This is a genomic window from Rhodococcus sp. RDE2 (assembly GCF_020885655.1).
GTDB lineage: Bacteria > Actinomycetota > Actinomycetes > Mycobacteriales > Mycobacteriaceae > Rhodococcus > Rhodococcus pyridinivorans.
Genome location: NZ_AP025186.1, coordinates 796,795 through 820,854 on the forward strand (window position 1 = coordinate 796,795; position 24,060 = coordinate 820,854).

The window sequence follows — 24,060 nt, forward strand, 5'->3', positions numbered from 1 at the left end:
GGGACGGCCCCGGAGGCACCCGGGAAGCGCCGGGCTGCACCGGCGGTACGACCGTGGTCGGCGGGCCCGAAGAGGTCGGCGGTACCGGAGGGGTGGGCGGTCCCGAAGGAGTCGGCGGAGCAGCCGGGGGCGGCGTCCTGCGCGGGAGCTCCGCGCGTCCGGTCTCCTCGGGCGCGACGTGCCGGGCGGATTCCGGGTCACGGGGACGGGCCGGGGGCAGCGACGAGGTGGACGTGTGCGGCGGATCGGCAGGAGGCGGGTCGGTGGGCGGATCCGATCGAGGGGACGGATCGGATCGGCGTCCCATCTTGTCGAGCAGTTCGGCGACGGTGAGCTGCTCCGGATCGTCCGAGTCCGCGGCACGGCGGTTGCGTGCGCTCTCGTGACGACGCGAATCGTCGTCGGTGTCGTCGGAGCGGTGCACTCCACCGGAGCGGCTGCGGCGGGACGAGCGGGATTCGCGGTAGCTGCTGTCGGCTATCGGCCTTTCCCAGGGAGCGCGAGGATCCGGGGATCCTGTCTCGTGCTCCTCGTCCACCGATACCTGCTCTTTCCGCGGTCGTACCGCCTCGTCATCCGTCGTCGTCCACGTGATCGCTCACGGGCGACCGTCGCGAGGACTCCGCAATGATACTGATCGTCTGTTGCATGTGACCGTGACGCGGCTGTGTCGCACGACATCCATCGGTCGATCCGTCTGTCGTCCGGAACCACGTGCCGGGACGGGTTACCCGCCCGAGTGCATCATGTCGGCGCCCTCGGGCACGCAGGTGTCCTCGGGATCGTCGAGCCAGCCGTCGGGCAGTGCGACGCTGCTCGGGGAGCCCTGACGGCCCCGCGGGCCTTCGGCATCGGCGGGGAAGGGCACGTCGTGGTCGAGTTTGCCCAGCAGATCGTCGAGCTCGGCGAGCGTCGACACCCGGGCGAGGCCGTTGCGGATCTCCGAACCCGCCGGGAAACCACGCAGATACCAGGCGATGTGCTTGCGCATGTCGCGCAGGCCGCGGTCTTCGCCGTGGTGGTCGGCGAGAAGTTCGGCGTGCCGGCGCATGATCTGCGTCACCTCACCGAGATTCGGCGGGGTGGGGATCGTGCGACCACCGAGCGCGGCGCTCAGTTCGGCGAACAACCACGGGCGTCCGAGGCAGCCACGACCGACGACGACGCCGTCGCAACCGGTCTGCGCCATCATCTTCTCGGCGTCGGAGGCGTCGAAGATGTCGCCGTTGCCGAGCACGGGCACGTCGGTGACGTGTTCCTTCAGCCGGGCGATCTCGTCCCAGTCGGCCGCTCCCGAATACCGCTGCGCAGCGGTCCGGGCGTGGAGGGCCACGGCGGCGGCACCCTCGGCGGCCGCGATACGACCGGCGTCGAGGTGCGTGTGGTGTTCGTCGTCGATCCCGATGCGGAACTTGACCGTGACCGGGACGTCGGTGCCCTCGGTGGCGCGGACGGCGGCCGCGACGATCTGCCCGAACAACCGGCGCTTGTAGGGGAGGGCCGACCCTCCGCCCTTGCGGGTCACCTTCGGCACCGGGCATCCGAAGTTCATGTCGATGTGGTCGGCGAGGTTCTCGTCGACGATCATCTTCGCCGCGGCGTAGGTGGTGTCGGGATCGACGGTGTACAGCTGCAGCGACCGTGGTGTCTCGGTGGGGCCGAAGGTCGTCATGTGCATGGTGACCGGGTGCCGCTCGACGAGGGCACGGGCGGTGACCATCTCGCACACGTACAGGCCCGACGTGCTGCCGGCCCGTTCGAGTTCGAGTTCGCGGCACAGCGTGCGGAATGCGACGTTCGTCACTCCCGCCATCGGCGCCAGCACGACCGGGCTGTTCAGTTCGAGCGGACCGATACGGAGGGATGACATGGGTACCTCTGGAAAACGTTGTGTGACAAAGAAATAGCGTGCCCGTCACTGGTGGGCCGCGGAAACGGCTGTGCCCGGTACCGAAACCGGCACCGGGCACAGGATAACCTCCGCCGGACTCGGCGGCGGTGTGCATCCGGACTCAGGCGTCCGCACACATGGGACTCAGGCGTCCGCACACATGGGACTCAGGCGTCCGCGCCGACCTTCTCGCGCTTGGCGGCCTCACGGGCGAGGGAGCGATCGCGCATCTCCTCGAACCGCCCGGCCTGACGTCCCAGTTCGTCGAGGAAGTTGCCGAGCTTGTCGAGATCCTGCTGCGCCTCGCTGCCGAGATCGCGCTCGAAGATCCTCCACTTGCGCAGCACCGGCATCACGACGTCGTCGAGGTGCTGACGCAGGTCGTAGATGCCGTGCTTGGCCATGAGCACGCCGTTGCGACGGAAGTTCGGCATGCCGGCGCCGGGCATCTGGAAGTTCTCGAGCACCTCGACGATCGCGGCGAGCGTCTGGGCCGGAGCGATGTCGATCGCCGCGTCGCAGATGTTCCGGTAGAAGATCATGTGCAGGTTCTCGTCGGCGGCGATGCGCTGGAGCATCTTGTCGGCGATCGAGTCGTCGCAGGCACGGCCGGTGTTGCGGTGCGACACGCGGGTCGCGAGTTCCTGGAAGGTCACGTAGGCGACGGAGTGGAGCATGCCGGTCGAGTTGGGGGACGAGAAGCCGTTCGTCATGTGCTCCATGCGGGCGTTCTCGAGTGCGACGGGATCGACACCGCGCGTGACGACCAGGTAGTCGCGCATGACGATGCCGTGGCGGTTCTCCTCCGCCGTCCACCGGCCGACCCAGGTACCCCAGGCGCCGTCGCGAGAGAAGCTCTCGGCGATCTCCCGGTGGTAGGAGGGCAGATTGTCCTCGGTGAGCAGGTTGGTGATCATGGCCGCCTTGGCGACCTCGTCGAGCTTCGACTGCTCCGGTTCCCAGTCGACACCGCCCATCGCGGCGAAGTTCCGGCCCTCGTCCCACGGCACGTAGTCGTGGGGATGCCAGTCCTTCGCCATCGAGAGATGCCGGTTGAGGTTCGCTTCGGCCACAGGCTCCAGCTCTCGCAGCAGCTCCAGTTGAGTCAGGACTCGCGTCATGCTCTTCTACCCCTCACATCGTGTCCGTGTACTCCGCCGGCCTACGGAGGAGGGGAGCCCGGCCGTTCGTCGCCGCGGCACGCGGTGCGCCGGTGGCCCCCCGTATTCGCCCGGATCACGGTACAGGTCCGAACCGCCCGACGACAGCACCGTCCCGCTCGTGCCGTATCACACGGGCGAGCGGAACGTGCTGCTCCAGCGGGTCTCAGCGCTTGCCGCCACCGAGAAGTCCACCGAGGAGGCCCCCGAGTCCACCACCCGAACTGCCGCCGAGCACGCTGCCGAGGACGTCACCGATTCCGCCACCGGAGCCGGCCGATCCGCCACCGGCGTTCTTCAGCAGACCCCCGAGGAGATCTGCGAGACCGCCGCCCTGCGGGACGCTCGCGGTGTTCGTTCCCGCCCCGCCGCCGATCTGCTTGGCGAGATAGGACAGCACGATGGGGGCGATGATCGGCAGGACCTTGGCGATCAGATCGTTCCCGCCGGCGCCGTTCACGGAACCGAGGGTCGAGATCACCTGGTCCTTCTTGTCGCCGAAGACGTTGGAGACGATCCTGTCGCCGTCCTCGGTGTCGATCCCGTCGACGTCGACCGTGCCCTCGGCCAGGTTCGACTCGGAGTGCTTGCCCAGCGCGGAGAGCAGCGACGCCTCCCCGGTCGGGTTCTGGGCGTTGGCGTCGAGACCACCGACGAGGGTGGGGAGCGCTGCGCGGACGGCCGTCTCCGCCGTCGCGTTGTCGACACCGAGCCGCTGCGCCACCTGGTCGACGGGAATGCGGGCCATCAGATCGTCGAGACTTGCCATCGTTCCTGCCTTGACTCGTGGGTGCCCCGAAGCGGCCACCCGGTGCCGAGAGAGTATCGGGACGAGGCTCGTTCCAGCGGGAGGCGTCAATCGAGCGAGGCGGCGCTCGTCGACGAACGGCGCAGCGCGATGAGGCAGCACAGCAGCGCGACGAGCGTGCCGCTGAGCAGGAGCACGGTCCCGTTCTGATTGGTCAGTGTCGTACTGCGATTGAGTTCGACGTACTCACCGTGGGTCTGGAACAGGCGCGTCCAGAACACCGCGGCCGTCGCGACACCGATCAGCGTCCCGGCCCAGCCGACGGCCACCGAGTCGAACAGTGCGGCGGCGAGGAGCAGGACCGCGGCCACGACCAGCGGTACCGCGAGGGACTCGTACAGCGGCAGACCCGGGACCGCGACACCGGCGAGATCGCCGTCGGGGAAACCGTCGCGCAGCGCCGACAGGGGAATCTCGGTGGGTCGTATCCCGCCGACCACCGGCAACACCGACCCGATTCCCAGAGCGACGGCGGCCAGGAACAGGCCCAGGTCCACGAAACTGCGCATGTTCCTCCCCGGACGATGAACGTTCGATTACCCCTGCGGCTCACCGTATACAAAGACGGGCAACCGCACCGGGTGAAATTCGCAGTGCGAAGAGACCTGCCCGAATGCACTGCCCCGAATGCGGTGGTCCGTAGGCTGAGATGCGCACGGCAGGTGCACGTACCGATCGGCGAGAAGGGTTCGAAATGACGGACATGAATGTCGACGAAGCGGGTTCGCGGAAAAGCTTGCCGCCGTGGGCGAAGAAGACCATCGCCGTGGTCGTGGCGCTGATCGTGCTCGTCATCGCCTACTACACCCTGGCGGCGTTCGTTCCTCGCTGGTGGGCGCAGCGGATCGCAAACCTCGCCGAGGGTGGCTTCGCGCGCGGAGTGCTGTGGGGTCTGCTCTTCGGCATCCTCTGCACGGCGATCCCCATCGCGCTGCTCGCATGGATCTGGCAGGTCCGCAACTGGAGGTACAGCCGCGGGCTGCAGATCGCCTTCGGCGTGCTCGCGCTGGTGGTCGCCCTGCCGAACCTCATGACTCTGGCGGTCGTGCTGGGCACCGGGAACGGTGCGCATGCGGGGGAGCGGATCCTCGACGTGGACGCGCCGGGTTTCCGCGGCGCCACGTTGATCGGTGCGATCGTCGGAGCTCTGCTCGCGGTGATCTTCGTCGTCGCGCTCACCCGCTACCGCAAGCGCGGACGTGATCTGAAGCAGGCCCGCACGGATCTCGAACAGCGCCGGATCGAGCAGGAGCGTCTCGAAGCACGCCGTGAGGCGGAGAGGGAACTCGGCCGGAACACCGACGACGTCCCGCCCGGCTCCCACCGTCTCTGATGAAGGACCGCGCCGTCTCCGACCAGGCTGCGGAACGTTCCGGAACGACGAACGCCGGCGTCGCGTACGACGCCGGCGTTGCCGGTGCCCCCAGTAGGGCTCGAACCTACGACCTGCGGATTAAAAGTCTGATTGAGGTGTGCGAAGGTATGCGAGGGAATCCGCGTAAAACCGAGGGCTAGCTGCCGTTTTCTGGATGTGAACGCACCTCTCCGCGAGTGTTAACAAGTCTGTGAATATGCCGTCAGTTGGCACGTTTGTTGGCACGCCGGGAGCTCCGTTCGGGTGGGTCACCAAGCGCGGACCGGACGTCGTCCCACTGTGATTTCGCGAGGTGCGAGTACCGCTGCGTGGTCACCACAGACTGGTGCCCCAGCAACTCCTTGAGGGCGTAAATCGACACGCCATCCTGTACGAGCCATGACGCATAAGTGTGACGTAAATCATGGAGGCGGGCGGGTGCGATCTCGTCTTTGCCGACTCTCTTCCGGGACTCTGATGCGAGGACGAATGCCTTCTCCCAACGCCCGCGCAACCGTTTCTCTCCGAGAGGACCGTTACCCTGCCGGGCTCTGATGACCAGACCCGTACGGGCGCGCACCTCCCGGTCGTATCGCACGTCCGCCGGTGTCCCCGGCCCATGCGCCGACAGCTCAGCGCGTAGCAGCGCGGCGAGGTGACGGGATATCGGTACCGACCGCTGTTGCCAGCTTTTCGGAAGCTTCATCGAACCCCCTACTGGGTCCCATGACCGAGCGACCCGGATGGTCCGATGAGTCAGGTCGACCGATTCCCAGTGCAGACCCAAGGCCTCGCCGAGGCGAAGACCTGTTCCGGTCAGCAGCTCGACGACGAACCGGTCCCGAGCATCGAGTACCTCGAGCAGGTCCTGCACCTCGTCACGAGTCAGATACCGCTCGATCACGATAGTGCCCCGTGGAGTGGTGGACTTCGGATCGGCTCGCGGTATGCGCGGTGATCAACGAGTCGCGGTGAATACTATGCTGTTTCGCTCGAGCCGGTCAACGACAACGCTGGTTCGGTAGCGTGCTGCTTGGCGGCGATCACCGCACGGAGCTCGTCCATGCTCACATCCGAGACATACCGGCGGGTGACCTGCCACTCGTCGTGCTGCTCGATGACCACCGCTGTCGCCAACCGTAGGAATGCCGCCGGGTTCGGAAAGATCTCCACAACATCGGCCCGACGCTTGATTTCCTTGTTCAACCGCTCGATCGGATTGTTGGACCAGATCTTCTGCCAATGAGCCTTCGGAAACGCCGTGAACGCCAACACATCGTGCTTGGCGGCCTCCATCAACGCCGCGACCTTCGGAAACGACCCGGAGAAGGTGTCGGTGACCTGATCCCACTGCGCGGCGACCTCGACCGGATCGGTGTGCGCGAAGATCGTCTTGACCGCCGCCATCACCGGCGGCACATGCTTGGCCGCCACAGCTGCTCGGATGTTGCGCATGAAATGCACCCGGCACCGCTGCCACGACGAGCCCGCGAACTGCTGCATCACCGCAGCTTTGAGCCCACTATGGGCGTCGGAGATCACCAGATGCACCCCCGACAGACCCCGGGCCTTGAGGCTGGTGAGGAACTCACGCCAGAATTCGAAGGATTCACTGTCGCCGACCGCGGTGCCCAACACCTCGCGGGTACCGTCGATCGACACCCCGGTCGCGACCACCAGCGCCTGCGAGACCACGTGTGCACCGACCCGAACCTTGCAGAACGTCGCGTCGAGGAAGACGTACGGAAAGCTCGTGTGCGTCAGCGTGCGCTCCCGGAACCGGGCGATCTCGGCATCAAGGCCGGCGCAGATCCGTGACACCTCCGACTTCGAGATCCCGGATCCGACACCCAACGCGCCGACCAGGTCGTCGACGCTGCGGGTCGATACGCCGTGCACATACGCTTCCATCACCACCGCATACAGCGCCTTGTCGATCCGGCGGCGGCGTTCCAGCAGCGACGGGAAGAACGATCCTGACCGTAGTTTGGGGATCTTGACCTCCACATCGCCGCTGGTGGTGGCCACGGTCTTCGTTCGATGTCCGTTGCGGTGCGTTATCCGGGTGTCGGTGCGTTCGTAGCGGCCGGCACCGAGCTTGTCGGTGGCCTCGGCTTCGATCAGAGCCTGCAGGCCGGTGCGGATCAGTTCGGCGAACACGCTGGCGCTGTCGGCGCCGGTGAGCGCGTCGAGCTGGGCGAGCAGTGCAGAATGGTCGTGGGTCATCGCGTGGCTGCTTTCTGTGAGTCACTGTGAGAGGTAACTCGTTGATCACTACGCGATGGCCCACCCGCAGAGCGGGAACGACACGCCGCGGACCTGGACCGATGCCCTCAGCCGATTCCCACCACTCCCCGGGACTTACCCTCGATCACTGCGCCACCCTTCGGCAGCTTCACGCCTCGGCAAGGATTCGAGGGAATAACACGAGCGAACTCCGCCGCCCGTAGAGACGACGACAGCAGATGAAAGCACTTCTGAATCGTCGACGGGGACAGGCCCGCGTCTACCTCGAGCTCGCGAAGCCATACCTGGATGCCGTGACCGGTGATCGAGTTGATCTTCACGTCTTTCCACTTCGGTTTGACGTGATTCTCGAGCCGGTTGCTGTCCCTCGCCAACGTCCCCGGTGCGACGCGGCGCCCGGCCTGCCACTTCGGCTCCCATTCGCCCCACGTCATTCGAGCCGCTTCGGCGCTTGTGGGGGAGATGCGATCGGCATCTTCGGCGGCCTGGGCCTTGCCGAGTGCCATCTTTTCGTTGGGCCACGTGCCGGCGGTTCGATGCCGCCCGAAGCTGTCAACGTACCGAGCTTGCCATCTTCCAGAGGGAAGTTGTCGAGCGGATCCCATCCTGCCCCTTCTTCATCCAGAGCTCGCGCCACGCCTCGGCAATCGCCAAGGTCACACCGAGTTCGTTGGCGATTGAAGGAAGGTATGCGCCGTGAAGAGTTTCGGCTCGGGCGTAGCGCTCAGCGGTGATCAGTTTCTCGGCCGCGAATTCGTCGGCCTGGCGCTCCTGTCGAGCGTGTGTGACCGGGTCGAGTGTAGACATGTCGTGCCCCAGAAAAGCGTGTCCCAGTTCGTGACACAAGGCGCACCGAGTCCTCGTTGCCGACATGCCCGATTGAAGGACAATCACGCGTTTACTGGGATACCAACGTCCCCGCTCGCCGCCGGGAAGCTCACCCTCGAGAATGAGGATCCCGGCGGCAGCGGCCATTTGTTCCAAATCACGCATGCTTTAAACGTCCCATACATGATCATCTTCTGGGTCCGAATTGTCGTCTTTGTTCGATACGTAGTCGAGTCCCTCGAGGTCGGCGAGGTCCACATCCGGCACGCGTGGCTTTAAGGTGTGAACGGTGCCCACTTCGCTGAGGGGCCGGTCGTATATCTCGTTGCCGGCTTTCATTCGGCGCAACACTTCGTCGGCCAGCTGTTCGTCCGTTGCTTCCTGTAGTGCTTTCTCGACGGAGATCGGCAGGACATCCTCCTCTGTCAGTACTCCGATCGCCTGTAGTCCGTCGGCCACCGACACCCCATAGGCTCGCGCAACCTTGACGACAGATTCGGCGGTGAGAGTTCCCTCTCGGATCTGTCGAGCCAGAGTTGTGTGGTTCAGGCCGGCCTCCGTTGCGACTTTGCGGATCGACGTATTTCCCACCGTGTCTCGAATCCACTGCTCAGGCGTTGTCATGTGTCAACGATGGCACACATGCGTAGCGATTTCAATACAAATTGGAGCATCTATGCGTTGACATTTGGATCGTTCGAGCTACAGTTTGGTTCATGAACAGCACAGTCGGTGAACGATCAAGCAAGACAAAGGCGATGGTCCGACCCGGCCTTCTCGCTCGACTCAAGCGCAATTCCGGTATCGACTCTGATGACGCGTTCGCTGCCGCTATCGGCACCAGTCGGTCAACCCTCGTCCGGGTTCGGGACCGAGGAGAGGAACCGTCGATGGCATTCGCGATCGGGGTGGCCAAGGCGTTCGGGCTCGGACTCGGCGAGATTGTCACTTGGGAAGACAGGGACGCAGAACGGATCTCCGCATGAGTGCCCCCACAGCAGAAGTTGCCGGCACGCCATGGATGACCGTCAAGGAAGCAGCTGCGTACATCAAGCGCCATCCGCAAACAGTGCTCCACCTACTCCACACCGAGCAGATCGTCGGATTCCAAGCGTCCGGCCGAAACGGTGAATGGCGCATCCACAGAGACGATCTCGACAACTACCTCCGTCGGCCCGCGGCGCGATCGAAGCGACAGCTCCGATCCGTCTAGATCACGCACACGGACTCTCGAACCCGGTGACGACGCGCAACAACCCCCGCGATCGGGCCCAATGCCTGACGCCAGCAACAAATTCTGGAGAGTTTCCATGAACGAGGCGAAGACCCAATACACGCTGCACTCGATCGACGGTTGCGAAGATATCGCCGTCGGAAAAACCGCAGACGGCCGCGTGATTGTTCAAGTTGGCACCACCAAAGCGGAGCTGGAGCGGGAGATCGCCCACAACTTCGGGCGGGCGATCTCCACTTTCGCTGAGCTGGACTACCTCGCCGCGCTAGACAGTGGCAGCACTCTTCTTGACGGTGGCACCGCCCCGGACGATTGCGATGGGGACAGTTCCCGTGACGAGGATCGTCGCCGTCCGATCCTTTTCGAGTCCGACAGTGATAAGGCCACCGGATCCACCGTTGCCGAAGACAACCTTGAGGTCCTCCTCGAGAGCATCAGCAGCCTCGTCGCCAGCCTGCGTGAACTTCTGCTCGCCGTACAGCAAGTAGTTACTCATTCTTCTCCTTCAGCCGAGGGTTCTAGCGAACACAGCGTAGAAGAGACAGCCTTTCAATCGCCCTGGCTCACTGTTCCCGAGGCCGCGAAGTACGCGCGGTGCGGCACCAAGCAGATCTATGACGCCTGCCGGACAGGTGAGCTTGTTGGACGCCAGCAGTCAGAGCCACACGGCACATGGCGAATTCACGTCGACGATCTCGACGACTACCTGCGGGCAGCCGTGATGAATCCGAAAACGCGGCTCCGTCACAACACGAGTGCTCGCAGCCGCGACTGAATCTCCGGTGGCGGCGTGCCGACGGAGTCCTGATACCTATCGCTCCCGATGTGCGCCACGCCGTCACCGGCTTCCATCCCCTCAATCACAAACGAAACGACAAGACTGAACGGAGAATCCGATGCCATGGATCAAAGTCGATGACAGACACATGTGGGAACCGGAATCTGACCATTCAGGAATGCCATTCAATCCTGATGGAACCGAACCCACTGAATGGCAACGCGCCCAGCGGTGGGCCACCGAGCAGGCAAGCATCCGCCGTGCCCTCACGCTGGGCGCCTACCGGCTAGTCGTTGCCGCCCGCCAACTCCACGACCGCGTACGCAACTTCCGTGATCGCCTGAGCTAATTCCTTCTCGTTCGGCGTGGCCGACGGATCCTCAAGAACCTTGTTCGCCCGCGCCCACCCATTTCGTGCCCATCCCGCAGCTTTCTGTGCATCCATACGACCCTTCTTTCCCCTGGCCGTCGAGCTGCAATCTCACCGGCCAGGCAACGCCACCGAGGCGGTCTCGGTCGGCATTTGGAGCGTATGGCCTTCGTTCTGCATGTCCGACCACCGGTCCCCAGCGAATCGAGTTGCCATGACCCTTGCACTGCCCAACCCGAGCATGACCCCGATCTTCGACGAGCTCGATGCCCACTTCTTCTCCACGCCCCGAGACATCCAGAGCCACGGCGACCCGGACGACGTGATCGACGCCCACGTCGTCGCCGTCCGCGACACTCCTCTCGACCACACCGAAGGCACGGCCCCCGCTGCCGGCACCCTCACGGACTTGCTCGGGCTTGCCCTGTGGATCCTCACGCTGGGCGCCGCGGTCGGAACCGTCATCTGGCTGTACATCGTCATCACGACGGGGGTGTTCTCATGACCTGGACACGTATCGACGACGAAAAGCCTTCCCCGCAAACAAGTTCCTCTGACATTGCGAGCGGCGACGCAGCACAGTCCGACCCGACAAACAATGCCGAAGACCCGGAGTCCGTTCTCGGTGATCTGATGGCTGAGGCGTTCACCGAGTCGCTCGCCGGGGCGGAATGGACTCGTCTCGCTGGCGCCGAAGAGATGAAGCCAAGCCTCCATGCTGGGGAGGCTCGGACCTCTGTCGTCGACCTTGTCCTTGCCGGCCACTGGTTCGAGGTGCGCCTGAACCAGTGGCCGGATATCGGGGAGCTCCGGATCACCGACTGTTTCGGGAATTACTCGTCGAAATATCTACCGTCACTCGGGTACGACAACGGTGGCCAGGGGATGCAGCCCGGCCCCCTCTCTGCGCGTCTCAGCCAACAGATGAAGACGTTTCGGACTGGTCCCCGCTGGTCGGGTGAACATCTGGCTGGCATCCCACGGCTGACCGTTCATGCTGCCCCCGCTTCCACCGCTCAAGACGGGATATTGGGTTCCGTCGTCGTCGATCAGCCGCAGCATGATCCCGTCGAAAGGCCCACCGACAGGACCGCCCCCCACCGCCTTGATGACGTGAGCAGTAATGATGGTGTTGAAGACAGCAACGGCAGTCACAATGTACCGGTCACGCCCGACGTACGCTTCGGGCTTGCTCGGGATGAGAACATGCTCGAGCTCGAGCGGCGCTGGCACAATCGGCTCAGTTTCGGTCGGTTCAGCCATGATGCTTCTCCTTCTGCTGAGGGTTGTGGCGATCACAGCGTAGGAGATCGGGAGGTCACGGAGACGACACCACCCGTCTCCGTGACCTCCGCCCTACGGGCCACCATCACCGTCGCCTGTGCCGCGGCTGCGGTGGCGGTCGGCGTTGCTGCGGGCCTCCTGATTCAGGAGATGTCATGAGTACCGCCCACGGCAGCCGCGGAATTGGGCAACCCGTGATCTTCGACGACCGGATCATCCGGACGCTGCCCGAGGGAACCATCTTCGTTGAAATCTGTTCCGGCAGAGAATTCGTCGTCGGATCACGTCCCGGAATCCTCTGGCACGGCACCACTCGGTGCACGACCCACGTCCTAGACCTGCCCGTCCAAGTAACCAAACGACCCGGCCGCAGCTGAGCCGACTACCCCGGGAGCAGAACCACGATGACGAACACACTGTCCGACACCGATCTGCGTGCGATCGTCGACCACCTCGGACCGCAGTACGCACTCCTGCACTGCCCACCCATCGCGTTGCCGTGGTGCTCGACCGACGAAACCGCCGGCCTCACGCTCGACGAAGCCACCGGAGACGTCCGCATCACCACCACCGGCCCGCTCGACCGCGACGCCCGTTCCGAGCTGGCCCTCGCACTCGTCGCAACAATCCTCGACGACCCGGTGCGGGAGAACTCCCGGTGAGCCACCGCCGCGATACGAAACGCGCAGCCGCCGGCGGATACCCCGGACCCTCGGGACACGAAAGCCACGTCCACGCGGCCCCGACCGTCGACGCGCTCGCAGAGACCCGACTCGCTGCCGCTGCCACCTTCGCGCAGCTCCAGAATGTCCGGTCGCTCCTGCGCACCTGGCAGCAATTCGGTGGGGGAGGCGAAGACAACATGATCACCGAACTCAGTGAAGTCCTCGGGGATAAGACCCGATGAGCGAGAGAATGTTCAGCAACTTCGTCCTCTGCAACGTGTGCGGCGCACTCGTCCTGGACCAGGACCGCCACCAGGAATTTCACGAAGGAATCGTGAAGGCCTTCCAGGACCGAGACAAATCCGTCCAGAAGGCCTTCGAGACGCACGCCGAAGCGGTGCGACGCGTGCTCCGCCGAGGCGGGTTCGTGAAGCCGGAACCGAAGCCACGACCACGGAAACCGCTCACGGACGTGCCAGGCGGACTGTGCAGCGAATGCACAGGACTGATCGTCCACGCGTGCCTGGTCCCCAAGATCCCCACTCGGGAATCCGATTCGACCGTGCCGCACCTGGTCTGCATCGAATGCTCCCGCGAGATCCGGAAGGGCTGACAGCGATGCCGGAGGTCGGGCAGCCGCGGAAAGACACCGTCAGTGTCACTGACAACGTCCCTGTCGCATCCGCGATCAAGGCTGCGCTCGCCAACATCCAGCCGATCGTGCGGAACTGCTCGGTCTGCGGCGAACAGCTCCCTGCCGGTGTCGTGAAACACCCCCAGTGCCGGAGGTCGACCGAATGACCACTGCCGACGCCGCGGACACCTGGTGGCACTCCCAACCAGCGGACCGCCGAATCCGAATCCACAGCTGGCTGTGCCGCGACCGGCTTGCGACGTCCGCGCCCATCGAAGGGCAACTCGAAATCCCGCTTCCCACCGACACTCTTGGAAGGACCGAACCGTGACCGCAAATGCTCACGTCGTCGCGCCACTCAACGCGCTTGAGAACCTGATCGCGACGTCATCGATGGATTGGTCCACCTGCAGTGACACCGCGTGGATCTACGGAATCGTCCTCGGCTGGGACGACGAACCCGACACCCCTGCCGAGGACCAACTCGGCGCGATGAGCGAACTCGCGCGCGAATTCAACTGGACCGACGCAACCATTGCACGGCTTCGGGCACTGAACCATGCGTACGAGCAGATCGTCGCCGAGCAAGACGCACGGGCCTCCGTCGAACGTGTCCACGTCGCGGGAGCGATCCGCTACGGAACCGAGGTCATCGTCACGCACAGTCGCGACGAGATCTACGTGCAGACCTCGGTGTTCCCCGGTCACCTGTGGATGCGGGTCAATGCCGACAACATCGAACGCGAACGCGACATATCCGTGCACCTCAGCCGCGACGACGCCGCAGCCCTCCGAGACCGACTCTCAGCGTGGCTCGACGCCACCGCGCCGCTGCCGGAAGGAATCCAGTGACAACCATCTGTGTCTCCACGCACGACCTGCGGCGCGCCTGCACCGCGGTCGTGCCCCACGCCCACCCGAAAGCGGAATCACTCCGCCGGATACGGGTCGAGATCGGCGAACACAACCTCACCCTCACCGCCACCGACGGGTGGACGTCCGGCCTTGCCATCGCCTCGGTGTGGGAAACCGTCGACGACCCGGTCGGCCCGGACAGTGAACTCGTCGACCTCGCACCCGACCAGGTCCGCAAGATCCTGTCCGTGTTCAAGGCGCCGGCCGACAAAAACGACGAACCCGAAGCGATGCTGCAGATCGAGACCGGCGACAACTACATCAAAATCGCCGATGTCTCCGGCCTGCCCGGTATCGACGGACAGGCCCTCGAACTACCGCGTATGGAGACCCTCGACTCGTTCACCGATGTCGCGCACACCATCTCCCGTATCCGGTCCCTGCCGCACGGGGACCTGGACACGATCAACCTCACCCCGCACGTCGTGAGCGCGTTCTCTGCGGCAGCGAAGGTGTACGGCGAGCCGATCCAGATCACCGCGCACGACGAGTCCCGGTCCTTGTCGGTCGTCATCGGTGAGAGCTTCCTCGGCATCCTCACCCCGGCCCATCTGTCCGACGAGGACCGTGCTCGCCGTGAGCAGTGGGCCGACTCGTGGGACATCCGACTGCCGGCCGTGGACTCGCTGCCTCGCAACGCCACCAAAGACGAGACCAAGGGCGAACCCAACCCGATCAAGGCCGCGGCTGAACAGCTCGCCGCCGCTGGCGTCGTAGAGATCCGCCACGCAGGAAAAGACGTCGTAGAGATCCGCCGGGCACGAAAGGGCACGGACCAGTGAGCGACATAGACACCTACATCGACGTCGTCCCTGTCGACGACATGTTCTCCGACCGCCTGTACCAGCGCGAACTCGACACCAAACGCGCCGGCCAGATCGCCGCCACCTGGGACCGACGCCTCGTCGGCGTCCTCGAGGTCTCGGACCGCGGCGAACACTGCTCACCCCGCTACGCGATCATCAACGGGCAGCACCGCTGGGCCGCAGCCTCACGCGCCGGCGTCACCGCACTCGTAGCCACCATCCACACCGGACTGTCCCTCGCCGACGAAGCCAAGCTGTTCTACGACATCGATGCCAAGACGAAGGCACTGAGCACCTGGGATCGCTGGCACGCCCGCCGAGGATCCGGCGACACCGTAGTCCTCTCGATCGAGAAGATCGCCGGCGAGTGCGGACTCACGGTCACGCAAGGGTCCGGACCGAGGAACCTGCAGTGCTGCGCAGCTCTCGAACGCATCTGGTCCCGCTCTGCCCCCGAAGTCCTTGCCGACACCCTCGTCCTGGTCCTCGACATCTGGCCCGGCGAGGACGACGCCCGAAAGGCGGTCGTCCTCGAAGGCGTCGCGCTCGTCCTCGACACATACTCGCTGACCATCGATAACGGACGCCTCGGCGACGCCATGTCCGAGATGACCTCCCGACAGCTCGTCACCCGTGCCCGCGATCTCCAAGAACGCGCCCGCGGAACACTCACGCAGTGCGTCGCTCGGGTCCTGATCGCGGCCTACAACAAGCAAGCCCGCAAGGGCCAGCTCGACGTCGAGGAAATCTGATGCCCAGCGCCAACCTCACCATGATCGCGCCGCTCGAGCACTGCCGTTCCTGCGGCCGGCCGATCGTGTGGGCCCGCACCCCGAACCGCAAAACGATGCCCCTCGACCCCGAACCCACCCCGCGCGGAAACCTCGTCGTCTCGCTCACCTCCGAGGTCCTGCACGCGGCGATGGTCAGCGGCCCGGACCGTGACGGTCTGCGCGCGGCACACAAGCCGCTCTACCTGTCCCACTTCACCACCTGCCCTCACGCCGACACCTGGAGGACCAAACGATGACCAACCGCCCGATCGTGTTCCTGGACACCGAGACCAACGGTCTGCATGCTGACCGCCGGCCGTGGGAGATCGCGTGGATCCGCCGCGACGTCGACGGCACCGAAACCGAACGGTGCATCCAGATCGCCGACGTCGACAACACCAACGCCGAACTGAAAGGCCTACAGGTTGGTCGGTTCCACGAACGGTTCAGGGGCGGGCCGAAGGAATCGTGGTCGCTCACCGTCGATATGACTCTGGTGCCGCGTGACCAACGGACGTTGCTCCTCGAGGTCGATGCCGCGATCGAAGTCGAGCGTGCGACCCGTGACGCGATCATCGTCGGCGCTGTGCCCAGTTTCGACACCGAAGTTCTTGCCGCGATGCTCCGCCGACACAAGCTGTGCCCCTCCTGGTACTACAACCTCGTCGACGTCGAAACCCTCGCCGCGGGGTGGCTCCGCGCTATGCCCGCATCCGCTCCGATCGTGAAGCAGAAAAGGACTGCGCAAAACAGCCTTGTGCAGCTGCAAGGCAAGAAGAATCGGACGTACAACGACGCGACCTCGACCATGCACGAACGGGCACTCGTTGACCAGCTCGTGGCAGAGGAAACCGAGAACGTCGATCGGATCCAACAGGAGTTCAGCGCAGTCCTGTCCCCGGACTGCCGCTCGGACGACCTCTCACGCGCGTGCGGTGTCGAACCTCCGACCGAGGACGAACGGCACACCGCGCTCGGTGACGCCCGCTGGGTGAAGCGCTGGTACGACCACATCATGGGCGGTGCAGCATGACCATGTCCTCCACCCTCGAAGTCTGGGACTGCCGTAAGTGCGCCTCGATCCGCTCCGCGCCGTGCGGCGGCGTCTGCCTGCCGGCCGACGACGTCTCTCGCGAATCCACCCGCCCGCTGTCCGCCCATCAGTCCGCCCACCACGCCTGGGTCACCTACGCCGTCTCACTCGGCTACGACCAGTCCGAAGTCGAGCAGATGACCACACGCGAACTTGTCGCAGCGTTCGGTGGTCGCGGTGCCTGACCGCGACGAACCGTACAACGACGGTGGACTGCTGAAACCCGGCCGGACGGAGACCTTCGAACTGTCCCCGGACGAATGCATCCTCGTTCTACGAGACGGCGTGTGGCGGTGCGCGCGAGATCACGAGCACAGCGGACAACCGACCATCGACACGCTCAACTTCCTCGAACAGATACGAGGACAGAAGTGAATGTGCCTCCAGGAATCCATATCTCGGTCAGGGGTACCGCCGTAGACATGCTGATCGTCCGGCCGAACGGCCACCGACTCGGTCTGCTCCTCACCCCGGATGCAGCACTCGACATCGTTACCAACCTCATGTCCGCAGCCGTCCACGCACAGAAAGCAACGAACGATGAACCGTGAACAACCTGTGCCCGAACAGAACGAAGATTCTGCGACCACTCGCCAAGCTCGAAGAGATGAACGCGTGATAGTCGGTGGTCGACTGACTCACCTGCGAGCCCCGCACGGCACATCATCCGGGTACTGCTACTTCTACTGCCGCTGTGTTTCTTGCCTCGACTGGAAGAAGCGCATCGTCAGAGCGTACCGGGGACGACGGCGTTCCGAGCGAATAGTCCACGCAGGAAAACTGTTTAATCCCAACGCTCCTCACGGAAAACGCACCGGATACGTGGACTACGGATGTCGATGTGCAGAGTGCACCGCCGCGGATTCACGTGCTGGAAGACGCCGAAACTGACAAGTACTCCCTTCGGACCTGAAAGGACACGATCCACGTGAACCGACCTGCACGCCGCCGACACAACCCTCGCATCTTCACCTCGCCGCCGTCCGCCCTGGACATGAACCTCGGCTCCGACCTCGCCGAGATCTCCGAGAAGGCCGGATGGTCCCTGGACACATGGCAGCACGTCGTCCTCGAAAAATCCTCGCGCATGGACACTCTCGCAGAGGACGGTACGAACCCGCTCCTCGCAGGGTGGACCTGGTCCGCCTCCGAGGTCGGATTGCTTACCGGCGGGCAGAACGGCAAAACGTTCCTCGCCGAGTCTCGTGTCCTAGGTGGTCTCTTCACCCTCGGCGAGCAAATCGTCTACACCGCCAGAACCCGGCACGAGGCCCGGCACACATTCGATCGTCTCGCGGCCACCATCGAGCAGGCCCCGGAACTCGGTCGCGCCGCGAGTATCTCGCGCACGAACGCGTTGATCACGACCAGAAACGGCGGCCTGCTCCGCTTCTGCCCCCGCCGCCCTGCTGCCATCGATTACGCGATCGACGCCGACCTGCTCGTCATCGACGACGCCCACGACATCCCAGACGAGTGGGCACGCGCCGCGATCCACGGAACGCCGTTCCGCAGGCCCCGCAGTCCGCGCCGGCAGGTCTGGTATCTCGGCTCGGCTGTCCACGAGGACAGGCACCCGAACGGGCGTGTATTTACAGCGGTACGGAACCGGGGGCTTACCGGAAAAGACCCGGGTCTGTGCTGGATCGAATACTCCGTCCCTGACCGCCGCGACGAGAACGGCAACCTCGAGCAGGACCTCACGGACCCGTCTGTCGTTGCCCGCGCCAACCCGTCGCCGCGCATCGACGTCGACTATTTCGCCACGATGCAGCGCGTCTACATGCCCGAGGTGTTCGAGTCCGAGATCTGCGGCATCGGCACCTGGCCCACCCTCGAACCCACATGACCACCACACCCGCCCCGCCCCGCGCACCGCCCGCACCGCACCTCTGCGTTTGCACCCCGACGACACACCCGCGAGGACACGAATGATGCTGCCCACCAACCACCCCGACACTCACGGTGACAGGAGTCGCCCGTGACGTGGGTCCGGTGGGGCGACACATCCGCCAATCACCCCATCGTGCTCTCCGTCCTCGAACACGACGAATGCGATGACCGCCTGGTCAACGAGGTCCACGGATTCGTGTCGCGCTGCTCCGCCCAGTCGGGCTCCCACCTAACGGACTACGTGATTACCCGTGGTACAGCGGTTCTGATCGCTGGTCCGACCCGTGTGGACTTCCTGCTCGACGTCGCAGTATTCGCCGGATACATGACCGGACCCCACCTCCTCGACGACGGCCGCAAAGCCTGGAAGCTCGTAGATGACGATCCCGACTTCCTCCACCTGCGGCTGCGCGAAGAGGTCGAGTTCGAGCGGCAGAGACGGCGCGACAACTCCAACCCGGCCCTCATCGTGCCCGTCCGCATCCGCGACGGCGACGCGTGCCGCTGGTGCGGCCGCATCGTGGACTGGGGAAGCCGCAAGGCCTCCCGCTCCGGCACATACGACCACCTCGTCCCCGGCCAGGCCGCGACCATCGACACCTACATCGTGTCCTGCCAAGGCTGCAATTCCAGCCGCAAAGACGGCAGCCGGCCCCGCAACGCCGACCAGCTCTACCCCGAACCCGTAGCCCCGTACTACTCCGACCGCACCATCGAATGGTTGACGGACAACGAATGGCGCCGACGGCAGAACCTCCCCGTTCCGCCGCGATCACGCCGCAAACTCCGCCCTGGTGACCTCGCGCCCGGACTCACCGAGCGCGACACCGTGACGCCCGCCAACAAGGCGACCGCAGGAACTCGACCCGACACCCAGCCGGGGAACGACCACACGAATCTGGACACCGACACCCAGTCGGCACGACCTGTCACTCCTGCCCAGCGGCCCGACACCTCGTCGGGGAACGCGACGTCACCTCGACCCGACACCCAGTCGGGCAGCGACACACCAGACGCAGAAAACCACCCAATGGTGGACGTCCAACCAACCATCAGACCAGCGGAAACACCCGTTCTGTCAGAAATCCGCAGATTATCCGCAGATCCAGCAGAACACGAGGGTACGGAATCCGTCAGGACTGGTCGGGTCGGGTCGGGCCGGGTCGGGACGGGTCTTGTCGGAAGCCCAACCCAGGCAGGCACCCAACCCGACACACCCACACCATCCCGATCCCGTCGTCGACGTCGTGCACGCAAGAACTCCCGCTCCCGCACCACAGGAGATCGCCATGCCCACTAACCCAGCTGCTCTCACCCCTCGCCAGATCGACGACATCGACAAGCGAGCACTCGAACTCGTCGCCATCGCCCACGGCGACGGAGACGACCGGGACGTCGCCCGCCTCACCGCCGGCCTCGACCGGGCCGGGCTCATCGGACTCGCCATCTCCTGCGCCGCCATGGTCGACCACAACCGTCCGGTCTCCGACCTGCTCGCCTGGCTGCCCACCGCACCCGACCCCCACCACGGCTGGGACGAACAGCAGCGCCGCGCGGCGAACAACGCCCACCAACGACTCCGACACCAGATCGCATCCCAGGGAAGGCGGACGGCGTGAACCTGCTCCACCCCGACGTCCAGCGCGTCATCCGCGACCTCGACTACCTCACCGAGGCATGGCCCGCGCTCGTCGTCCTCAAGATCCCGGGCCCGCCGCGGACCTGGGTCGAGACTCCGCGCCGCGCTGGTGTGCTCACCGCAGCGGACGCGGAACGGCTCGGGAAGAAGGGCGTGCCCCGCCCCGCGCCGGCCGACGTCGGGGTCCTCGATCTGCTCGCGCGCATCTCCACAACCATCGACGACATCGCCCGCACCGTCGTCGTCACCGCGGGCCTCGACAACCCGGACGCCAATCCTCCGATCCACGCCGAGGAGTTCCTCCCGCACGTGCCCGCCACCGTCGATCCGTGCTCGTGGATGCGGACAACCGCAACATGGTTGGCCGAAGCGCACGACAACGACGACCGCACCGTCCCGTGGGTCGAGCAGCAGCTCGGACCGCTCGTGTCGGCGGCCGCGCGGTTGCTCGGCGACCTGCGCGACGGGCAGGTGATGAACGGGATCTGCCCCTGGTGCTACGGCGCGACAGCGGTGGGTGTGGGGGAGCGGACCATGCAGATCCACTACCCCGAGTCCGAGGACGACGAGCCCCTCGTCATCTGCCGCGGCGTGAACTGTGCGCCACCGTCGTCGGCGTGCGGGTCGCGGTTCCGGGGCCAACCTGCGTGGCCGATCCGCGAATGGGACTGGCTGTCGAAGATGCTCCGCGAACCGAACGACATCATCGGACCTGAAAGGCGACCTGCATGACGGTCGATTTGACTCCGAAGATTCTGCTCCGGTTGGCCGAACAGCGTGAGCGCGAAGGCAGGTCGAAAGCAGCGGCCAACCGCCGCGGCTGGGCCCGGCATCTCAAATCCACTATCCGATCTGAAAGGCGACCCGCATGACGAGCCCCCGCAAGTTCACCGCCAAGGACGTTCGCGTCGCGATCGAAGTGGTTCGCGAACTGCCGTACTTGCGCGAACGCAGCACGTTGGACCTACTGCAGGCCGAGGTCAACTGCCAGCGGATAAGTGCCGATCTGATCAAGCTGTACCAGGAGATGCGAGACCGCGAGCGCCCGAAGGTGCAGGTGCGGAAGCGGTTCAGCACCGTCGCCGGCCGAGACACCTGGTGCCTCATCGAACCGGGCCTCGCGAACCGGCCGCCGATGTGGCCGCCGGCCCACTGGGGCTGGCGGGAAACGTTCGACCGCGCACTCCGACTCGCCAATGAAAGGACCGAGCACTGATGGGAAGCAACCCGGAGCAGAAGTTCATCGACGTCGTCGAAGGACGCGCTCTGCTCGAACGATTCGAGAAGGCAGCACCCGGCACGAAAGCCGAACGTGTCGCCGCTGACGACTGGCACGTGTGGGCACTCGAGAATGCTGAGAAGTTCCTCGACACCACCGAGTCGTTCCTCAACATCCTCGGGGTGCTCGGTGAGGCGAACGCGCACCTCACCGAACAACTCGAGCAGGCGCGCAGGGATTGCGGAAGGTCGAACCACCCGAACCGTGACGAGCTCGACAGTGCCCTCGTGAATGTCCTGTCGAATGCGATGAACTACCCGGACCCGGTGGCGATGCTCGGCAAAGACAGCGGGTCGCTACGTAGGAAGGCGGTCGATGCTGTGCTCGCTCTCTGGAATGACACCGACGAGGAGACGTCCGATGACGAGTGATCCGACGACACCCGAAGGCCGCGACGAACTGCGCGAACTGGCGAGGAAGGCGAAGGCCGCGTCGTTCGAGCCAAGTTGGCCGTACGACGGAACGGGCAACTGGACCGGGTGCGTTGACGCCCTGCTCGGCGGCATCACCGGACAGTTCGCCGGTGCGATGAGCCCGGATGTGGTGACTGCGCTTCTCGACACCCTTGACCGACAAGAACGAGAACTCACCGGGTACCGAGCCGAGGAACAACGAGTGCGTGAGTGGAATGCACTCGTCGCAGAAGGCAACGTGCGCTGCACTTACTGCGATCTGCGCTACGCCGAACGCGACGAGTACCCGTGCGGTGACGCGCGTGACCAGAACCCACACCACTACGACCCCGAGGAATTGACCGACGCCCGACGCCGGGCACTGAACGGAGACTCGTGATGCCCGATCCCGCAACACCCGAAAGCCGCACCATCCGCGTGCAAGTCGCGATGGACACCGACAACCTGCGGAAGTGGGCGGAGTGGCACGCCGACCACGGACACGCCGACGTAGCTCACGCGCTCTATCGATCAGCCGAGCGCTACGACGACCAGGTCACCGCACTCGACCGCGTTCGGGAACTAACCTTGATCGATGGCCGGCCCCGAGTCGGCACCGTGCCCGTGACGAGCATCCGCGAAGCACTGGACGGTGACTCGTGACGTACACACTTGACCTCGGGTTCGACTCGGTGCCGCTGTCGATGAACTCGCGGATGCACTGGAGCAAGAGCTCTCGCATAACGAAGCAGATCCGCACCACCGCATGGCTGCTCGCGAAGCAAGCGAAGATCCCGACCGGATGCGCCCACATCACCGTGTGCCTGCACTACCGACCGAAGGACCGCAGACGCCGCGACGCTGAGAACCCGACGCCCGTACTCAAGGCCGCGTGCGACGGACTCGTCGACGCCGGCCTCGTAACCGACGACACACCTGACCTGATGACGAAGTTGATGCCCGTCATCCATCCAGTCGAGAAGGGCCGCGGTGGCGCGCTCTGGCTGACCATCGAGATCGGGGAAACACAGTGACTCGACCAATCGCCTCCGCTGCGGGTGGACGGGTTCGGATGAGTGCGACACCTCGTGCCCTCGGGACGGCTTGCAGAAAAAGTTATCAACAGGCATGATGTCCTCTGTCGATGACGCGTACCCAAAATCGGGTGCGCGTCATTCGCATTCCAGGGGAAACACCTGAACTTCCCGGTGTGCGGTCGCTCTCGCCAGCGCCCGCCGGGAACCGTGCCCCACCTACCGCAACCCCTGCTGGTAGGTGGGGCACACCCACATCTGGAGGTCCCGTCATGGATCCGATCGGCTCGATCACGAAGATCACCGGTGCCGTGTTGCGACGCATCGCCGATGCGATCGACAACGACACCCCGCACGACCCGGCCGTGACGATCCACATCGGCGTCCTGCACGTCCACGCCGAACCGGCCGACCTGCCGCTCGTCGACGCGGATCGCACCGTGCGCAATCGACTCTTCCGGAGGTCGTGATGCCGAGTCCGTGGGACCAGCTGTTCGACGCCCAGGTCCTCCTCCGAATCGCGGAGCAGGACGGCGACAATTCCGGAGTGGCGATGCTCCACCAGCGCATAACCCACCTCGAATCCCGGATCGGGGCCCGGGACTGACCCGCCCCCGGACCCTGCTCCCCGGCATGGCCGGCCTCGAACTTCCCGACCCAGCCCCGAGGAGAGCCCATGTCGTCACGACCGGATCCCTTCCGTCGCGGAACCACCGCGTACACCGAGGTCCTGAAGATCCTTGGTCCGCAATGCCACGACGTTCTCGACGAGTCCGTCCGACAGGTCAACCACCGATGGTTGAAGGGCACGTTCATCGTCCGCGATGAACGCGGATATCCCAAGGTGGTCGGCGGGATCACCGGCCCGCACACGTTGCTGACCCGGCGCCGACGCATCCGCATCCCCCGAACATCACCGCTTGCCAAGACCAAGGCCAAAGCCTGATCCGATCCGCTCCGCTCCGCCGGACCACAACCCGCCA

The 24,060-nt window shown here is 65.0% G+C and carries 38 protein-coding genes; 28 read left to right on the forward strand and 10 right to left on the reverse strand.

What is annotated here, in order from left to right:
* Positions 1-727 precede the first annotated feature (727 nt).
* From dusB to LPH33_RS03685, 4 genes are all read right to left on the reverse strand, one after another.
* On the reverse strand, positions 728-1,870 hold the full coding sequence (gene dusB, locus LPH33_RS03670; RefSeq protein WP_088897469.1) for a tRNA dihydrouridine synthase DusB: 1,143 nt from the start codon (positions 1,868-1,870) through the stop codon (positions 728-730).
* Between the two features lie 188 nt (positions 1,871-2,058).
* Positions 2,059-3,012 carry an acyl-ACP desaturase gene (locus LPH33_RS03675; protein WP_088897468.1) on the reverse strand — a complete coding sequence of 318 codons (954 nt, stop codon included), beginning with the start codon at positions 3,010-3,012 and terminating at the stop codon, positions 2,059-2,061.
* Positions 3,013-3,217: 205 nt separating this feature from the next.
* Positions 3,218-3,820: a DUF937 domain-containing protein gene (locus LPH33_RS03680; RefSeq protein WP_229567067.1), complete on the reverse strand. Its 603-nt coding sequence runs from the start codon at positions 3,818-3,820 to the stop codon at positions 3,218-3,220.
* An 86-nt stretch (positions 3,821-3,906) separates the two neighbouring features.
* Positions 3,907-4,368: a hypothetical protein gene (locus LPH33_RS03685; RefSeq protein WP_016695567.1), complete on the reverse strand. Its 462-nt coding sequence runs from the start codon at positions 4,366-4,368 to the stop codon at positions 3,907-3,909.
* A gap of 185 nt (positions 4,369-4,553) precedes the next feature.
* On the opposite strand from LPH33_RS03685, the gene LPH33_RS03690 reads away from it, so the two are divergent.
* Entirely contained in the window at positions 4,554-5,192 is a 639-nt protein-coding gene (locus LPH33_RS03690; RefSeq protein WP_088897466.1) for a hypothetical protein, read from the forward strand.
* A 244-nt stretch (positions 5,193-5,436) separates the two neighbouring features.
* On the opposite strand, the gene LPH33_RS26925 is transcribed toward LPH33_RS03690, so the two are convergent.
* The 5 genes from LPH33_RS26925 to LPH33_RS03715 form a co-directional block, all read right to left on the reverse strand.
* A complete protein-coding gene (locus LPH33_RS26925) occupies positions 5,437-6,117 on the reverse strand; it encodes a tyrosine-type recombinase/integrase (RefSeq protein WP_420714474.1) in 681 nt (226 codons plus the stop codon).
* Between the two features lie 74 nt (positions 6,118-6,191).
* Positions 6,192-7,439, reverse strand: coding sequence for an IS256 family transposase (locus LPH33_RS03700; RefSeq protein ID WP_229567071.1), 1,248 nt, complete (start codon positions 7,437-7,439; stop codon positions 6,192-6,194).
* 107 nt (positions 7,440-7,546) lie between these two features.
* Positions 7,547-7,966, reverse strand: coding sequence for a hypothetical protein (locus LPH33_RS03705; protein ID WP_229567074.1), 420 nt, complete (start codon positions 7,964-7,966; stop codon positions 7,547-7,549).
* A 46-nt stretch (positions 7,967-8,012) separates the two neighbouring features.
* A complete protein-coding gene (locus LPH33_RS03710; protein WP_229567076.1) occupies positions 8,013-8,453 on the reverse strand; it encodes an ImmA/IrrE family metallo-endopeptidase in 441 nt (146 codons plus the stop codon).
* A 3-nt stretch (positions 8,454-8,456) separates the two neighbouring features.
* Complete coding sequence (locus LPH33_RS03715) at positions 8,457-8,912, reverse strand: hypothetical protein (RefSeq protein ID WP_229567079.1); 456 nt, start codon at positions 8,910-8,912, stop codon at positions 8,457-8,459.
* Between the two features lie 92 nt (positions 8,913-9,004).
* Between LPH33_RS03715 and LPH33_RS03720 the strand changes: the two genes are divergently transcribed.
* The 3 genes from LPH33_RS03720 (at position 9,005) to LPH33_RS03730 (ending at position 10,297) form a co-directional block, all read left to right on the forward strand.
* On the forward strand, positions 9,005-9,274 hold the full coding sequence (locus LPH33_RS03720; protein ID WP_229567081.1) for a transcriptional regulator: 270 nt from the start codon (positions 9,005-9,007) through the stop codon (positions 9,272-9,274).
* A complete protein-coding gene (locus tag LPH33_RS03725; protein ID WP_229567084.1) occupies positions 9,271-9,501 on the forward strand; it encodes a helix-turn-helix domain-containing protein in 231 nt (76 codons plus the stop codon). The genes LPH33_RS03720 and LPH33_RS03725 overlap by 4 nt, the downstream gene beginning before the upstream one ends.
* 97 nt (positions 9,502-9,598) lie before the next feature.
* Positions 9,599-10,297 (forward strand): helix-turn-helix domain-containing protein, encoded by a 699-nt coding sequence (locus LPH33_RS03730; protein ID WP_229567086.1) that lies wholly within the window; start codon positions 9,599-9,601, stop codon positions 10,295-10,297.
* Positions 10,298-10,586: 289 nt separating this feature from the next.
* Here the strand turns inward: LPH33_RS03730 and LPH33_RS03735 are convergent, their stop codons facing one another.
* On the reverse strand, positions 10,587-10,745 hold the full coding sequence (locus LPH33_RS03735; protein WP_229567088.1) for a hypothetical protein: 159 nt from the start codon (positions 10,743-10,745) through the stop codon (positions 10,587-10,589).
* A 139-nt stretch (positions 10,746-10,884) separates the two neighbouring features.
* Here LPH33_RS03735 and LPH33_RS03740 point away from each other — a divergent pair, with 139 nt between their 5' ends.
* From LPH33_RS03740 to LPH33_RS03855, 24 genes are all read left to right on the forward strand, one after another.
* Positions 10,885-11,175 carry a hypothetical protein gene (locus tag LPH33_RS03740; RefSeq protein WP_229567090.1) on the forward strand — a complete coding sequence of 97 codons (291 nt, stop codon included), beginning with the start codon at positions 10,885-10,887 and terminating at the stop codon, positions 11,173-11,175.
* Positions 11,172-12,113, forward strand: coding sequence for a hypothetical protein (locus LPH33_RS03745; protein WP_229567092.1), 942 nt, complete (start codon positions 11,172-11,174; stop codon positions 12,111-12,113). The genes LPH33_RS03740 and LPH33_RS03745 overlap by 4 nt, the downstream gene beginning before the upstream one ends.
* A 245-nt stretch (positions 12,114-12,358) precedes the next feature.
* The gene (locus LPH33_RS03750; RefSeq protein WP_229567094.1) at positions 12,359-12,616 is read left to right on the forward strand and encodes a hypothetical protein; all 258 of its coding nucleotides are present in this window, start codon (positions 12,359-12,361) and stop codon (positions 12,614-12,616) included.
* A complete protein-coding gene (locus LPH33_RS03755; protein ID WP_229567096.1) occupies positions 12,613-12,861 on the forward strand; it encodes a hypothetical protein in 249 nt (82 codons plus the stop codon). The genes LPH33_RS03750 and LPH33_RS03755 overlap by 4 nt, the downstream gene beginning before the upstream one ends.
* On the forward strand, positions 12,858-13,232 hold the full coding sequence (locus tag LPH33_RS03760; RefSeq protein WP_229567098.1) for a hypothetical protein: 375 nt from the start codon (positions 12,858-12,860) through the stop codon (positions 13,230-13,232). The genes LPH33_RS03755 and LPH33_RS03760 overlap by 4 nt, the downstream gene beginning before the upstream one ends.
* Positions 13,233-13,580: 348 nt before the next feature.
* Positions 13,581-14,105, forward strand: coding sequence for a hypothetical protein (locus LPH33_RS03765; RefSeq protein ID WP_229567100.1), 525 nt, complete (start codon positions 13,581-13,583; stop codon positions 14,103-14,105).
* Positions 14,102-14,950 (forward strand): hypothetical protein, encoded by an 849-nt coding sequence (locus LPH33_RS03770; RefSeq protein ID WP_229567101.1) that lies wholly within the window; start codon positions 14,102-14,104, stop codon positions 14,948-14,950. Before LPH33_RS03765 ends, LPH33_RS03770 begins: the two co-directional genes overlap by 4 nt.
* Positions 14,947-15,726, forward strand: coding sequence for a DUF6551 family protein (locus tag LPH33_RS03775; RefSeq protein ID WP_229567103.1), 780 nt, complete (start codon positions 14,947-14,949; stop codon positions 15,724-15,726). Before LPH33_RS03770 ends, LPH33_RS03775 begins: the two co-directional genes overlap by 4 nt.
* Positions 15,726-16,004, forward strand: coding sequence for a hypothetical protein (locus LPH33_RS03780; protein WP_229567105.1), 279 nt, complete (start codon positions 15,726-15,728; stop codon positions 16,002-16,004). Before LPH33_RS03775 ends, LPH33_RS03780 begins: the two co-directional genes overlap by 1 nt.
* Complete coding sequence (locus LPH33_RS03785; RefSeq protein ID WP_229567107.1) at positions 16,001-16,780, forward strand: hypothetical protein; 780 nt, start codon at positions 16,001-16,003, stop codon at positions 16,778-16,780. The genes LPH33_RS03780 and LPH33_RS03785 overlap by 4 nt, the downstream gene beginning before the upstream one ends.
* Positions 16,777-17,025 carry a hypothetical protein gene (locus tag LPH33_RS03790; protein WP_229567109.1) on the forward strand — a complete coding sequence of 83 codons (249 nt, stop codon included), beginning with the start codon at positions 16,777-16,779 and terminating at the stop codon, positions 17,023-17,025. The genes LPH33_RS03785 and LPH33_RS03790 overlap by 4 nt, the downstream gene beginning before the upstream one ends.
* Positions 17,018-17,215, forward strand: coding sequence for a hypothetical protein (locus LPH33_RS03795; RefSeq protein ID WP_229567112.1), 198 nt, complete (start codon positions 17,018-17,020; stop codon positions 17,213-17,215). The genes LPH33_RS03790 and LPH33_RS03795 overlap by 8 nt, the downstream gene beginning before the upstream one ends.
* Before the next feature lie 553 nt (positions 17,216-17,768).
* On the forward strand, positions 17,769-18,689 hold the full coding sequence (locus LPH33_RS03800; RefSeq protein ID WP_229567114.1) for a hypothetical protein: 921 nt from the start codon (positions 17,769-17,771) through the stop codon (positions 18,687-18,689).
* A gap of 132 nt (positions 18,690-18,821) precedes the next feature.
* On the forward strand, positions 18,822-20,033 hold the full coding sequence (locus LPH33_RS03805; protein WP_229567117.1) for a hypothetical protein: 1,212 nt from the start codon (positions 18,822-18,824) through the stop codon (positions 20,031-20,033).
* Positions 20,023-20,352 carry a hypothetical protein gene (locus LPH33_RS03810; protein WP_229567119.1) on the forward strand — a complete coding sequence of 110 codons (330 nt, stop codon included), beginning with the start codon at positions 20,023-20,025 and terminating at the stop codon, positions 20,350-20,352. The genes LPH33_RS03805 and LPH33_RS03810 overlap by 11 nt, the downstream gene beginning before the upstream one ends.
* Positions 20,349-21,104 (forward strand): hypothetical protein, encoded by a 756-nt coding sequence (locus tag LPH33_RS03815; protein ID WP_229567122.1) that lies wholly within the window; start codon positions 20,349-20,351, stop codon positions 21,102-21,104. Before LPH33_RS03810 ends, LPH33_RS03815 begins: the two co-directional genes overlap by 4 nt.
* A 136-nt stretch (positions 21,105-21,240) precedes the next feature.
* Complete coding sequence (locus tag LPH33_RS03820; protein ID WP_229567124.1) at positions 21,241-21,588, forward strand: hypothetical protein; 348 nt, start codon at positions 21,241-21,243, stop codon at positions 21,586-21,588.
* Entirely contained in the window at positions 21,588-22,022 is a 435-nt protein-coding gene (locus LPH33_RS03825; protein WP_229567127.1) for a hypothetical protein, read from the forward strand. Before LPH33_RS03820 ends, LPH33_RS03825 begins: the two co-directional genes overlap by 1 nt.
* Positions 22,012-22,443, forward strand: coding sequence for a hypothetical protein (locus tag LPH33_RS03830; RefSeq protein ID WP_229567129.1), 432 nt, complete (start codon positions 22,012-22,014; stop codon positions 22,441-22,443). Before LPH33_RS03825 ends, LPH33_RS03830 begins: the two co-directional genes overlap by 11 nt.
* On the forward strand, positions 22,443-22,706 hold the full coding sequence (locus LPH33_RS03835) for a hypothetical protein (protein WP_229567130.1): 264 nt from the start codon (positions 22,443-22,445) through the stop codon (positions 22,704-22,706). The genes LPH33_RS03830 and LPH33_RS03835 overlap by 1 nt, the downstream gene beginning before the upstream one ends.
* The gene (locus LPH33_RS03840; RefSeq protein WP_229567132.1) at positions 22,703-23,077 is read left to right on the forward strand and encodes a hypothetical protein; all 375 of its coding nucleotides are present in this window, start codon (positions 22,703-22,705) and stop codon (positions 23,075-23,077) included. The genes LPH33_RS03835 and LPH33_RS03840 overlap by 4 nt, the downstream gene beginning before the upstream one ends.
* 272 nt (positions 23,078-23,349) lie before the next feature.
* Positions 23,350-23,547, forward strand: a complete 198-nt coding sequence (locus LPH33_RS03845) for a hypothetical protein (protein ID WP_229567133.1) — start codon at positions 23,350-23,352, stop codon at positions 23,545-23,547.
* Positions 23,547-23,684 (forward strand): hypothetical protein, encoded by a 138-nt coding sequence (locus LPH33_RS03850; protein ID WP_229567135.1) that lies wholly within the window; start codon positions 23,547-23,549, stop codon positions 23,682-23,684. The genes LPH33_RS03845 and LPH33_RS03850 overlap by 1 nt, the downstream gene beginning before the upstream one ends.
* A 69-nt stretch (positions 23,685-23,753) precedes the next feature.
* Positions 23,754-24,023, forward strand: a complete 270-nt coding sequence (locus tag LPH33_RS03855) for a hypothetical protein (RefSeq protein ID WP_229567137.1) — start codon at positions 23,754-23,756, stop codon at positions 24,021-24,023.
* The last annotated feature ends 37 nt before the right edge of the window (positions 24,024-24,060 follow it).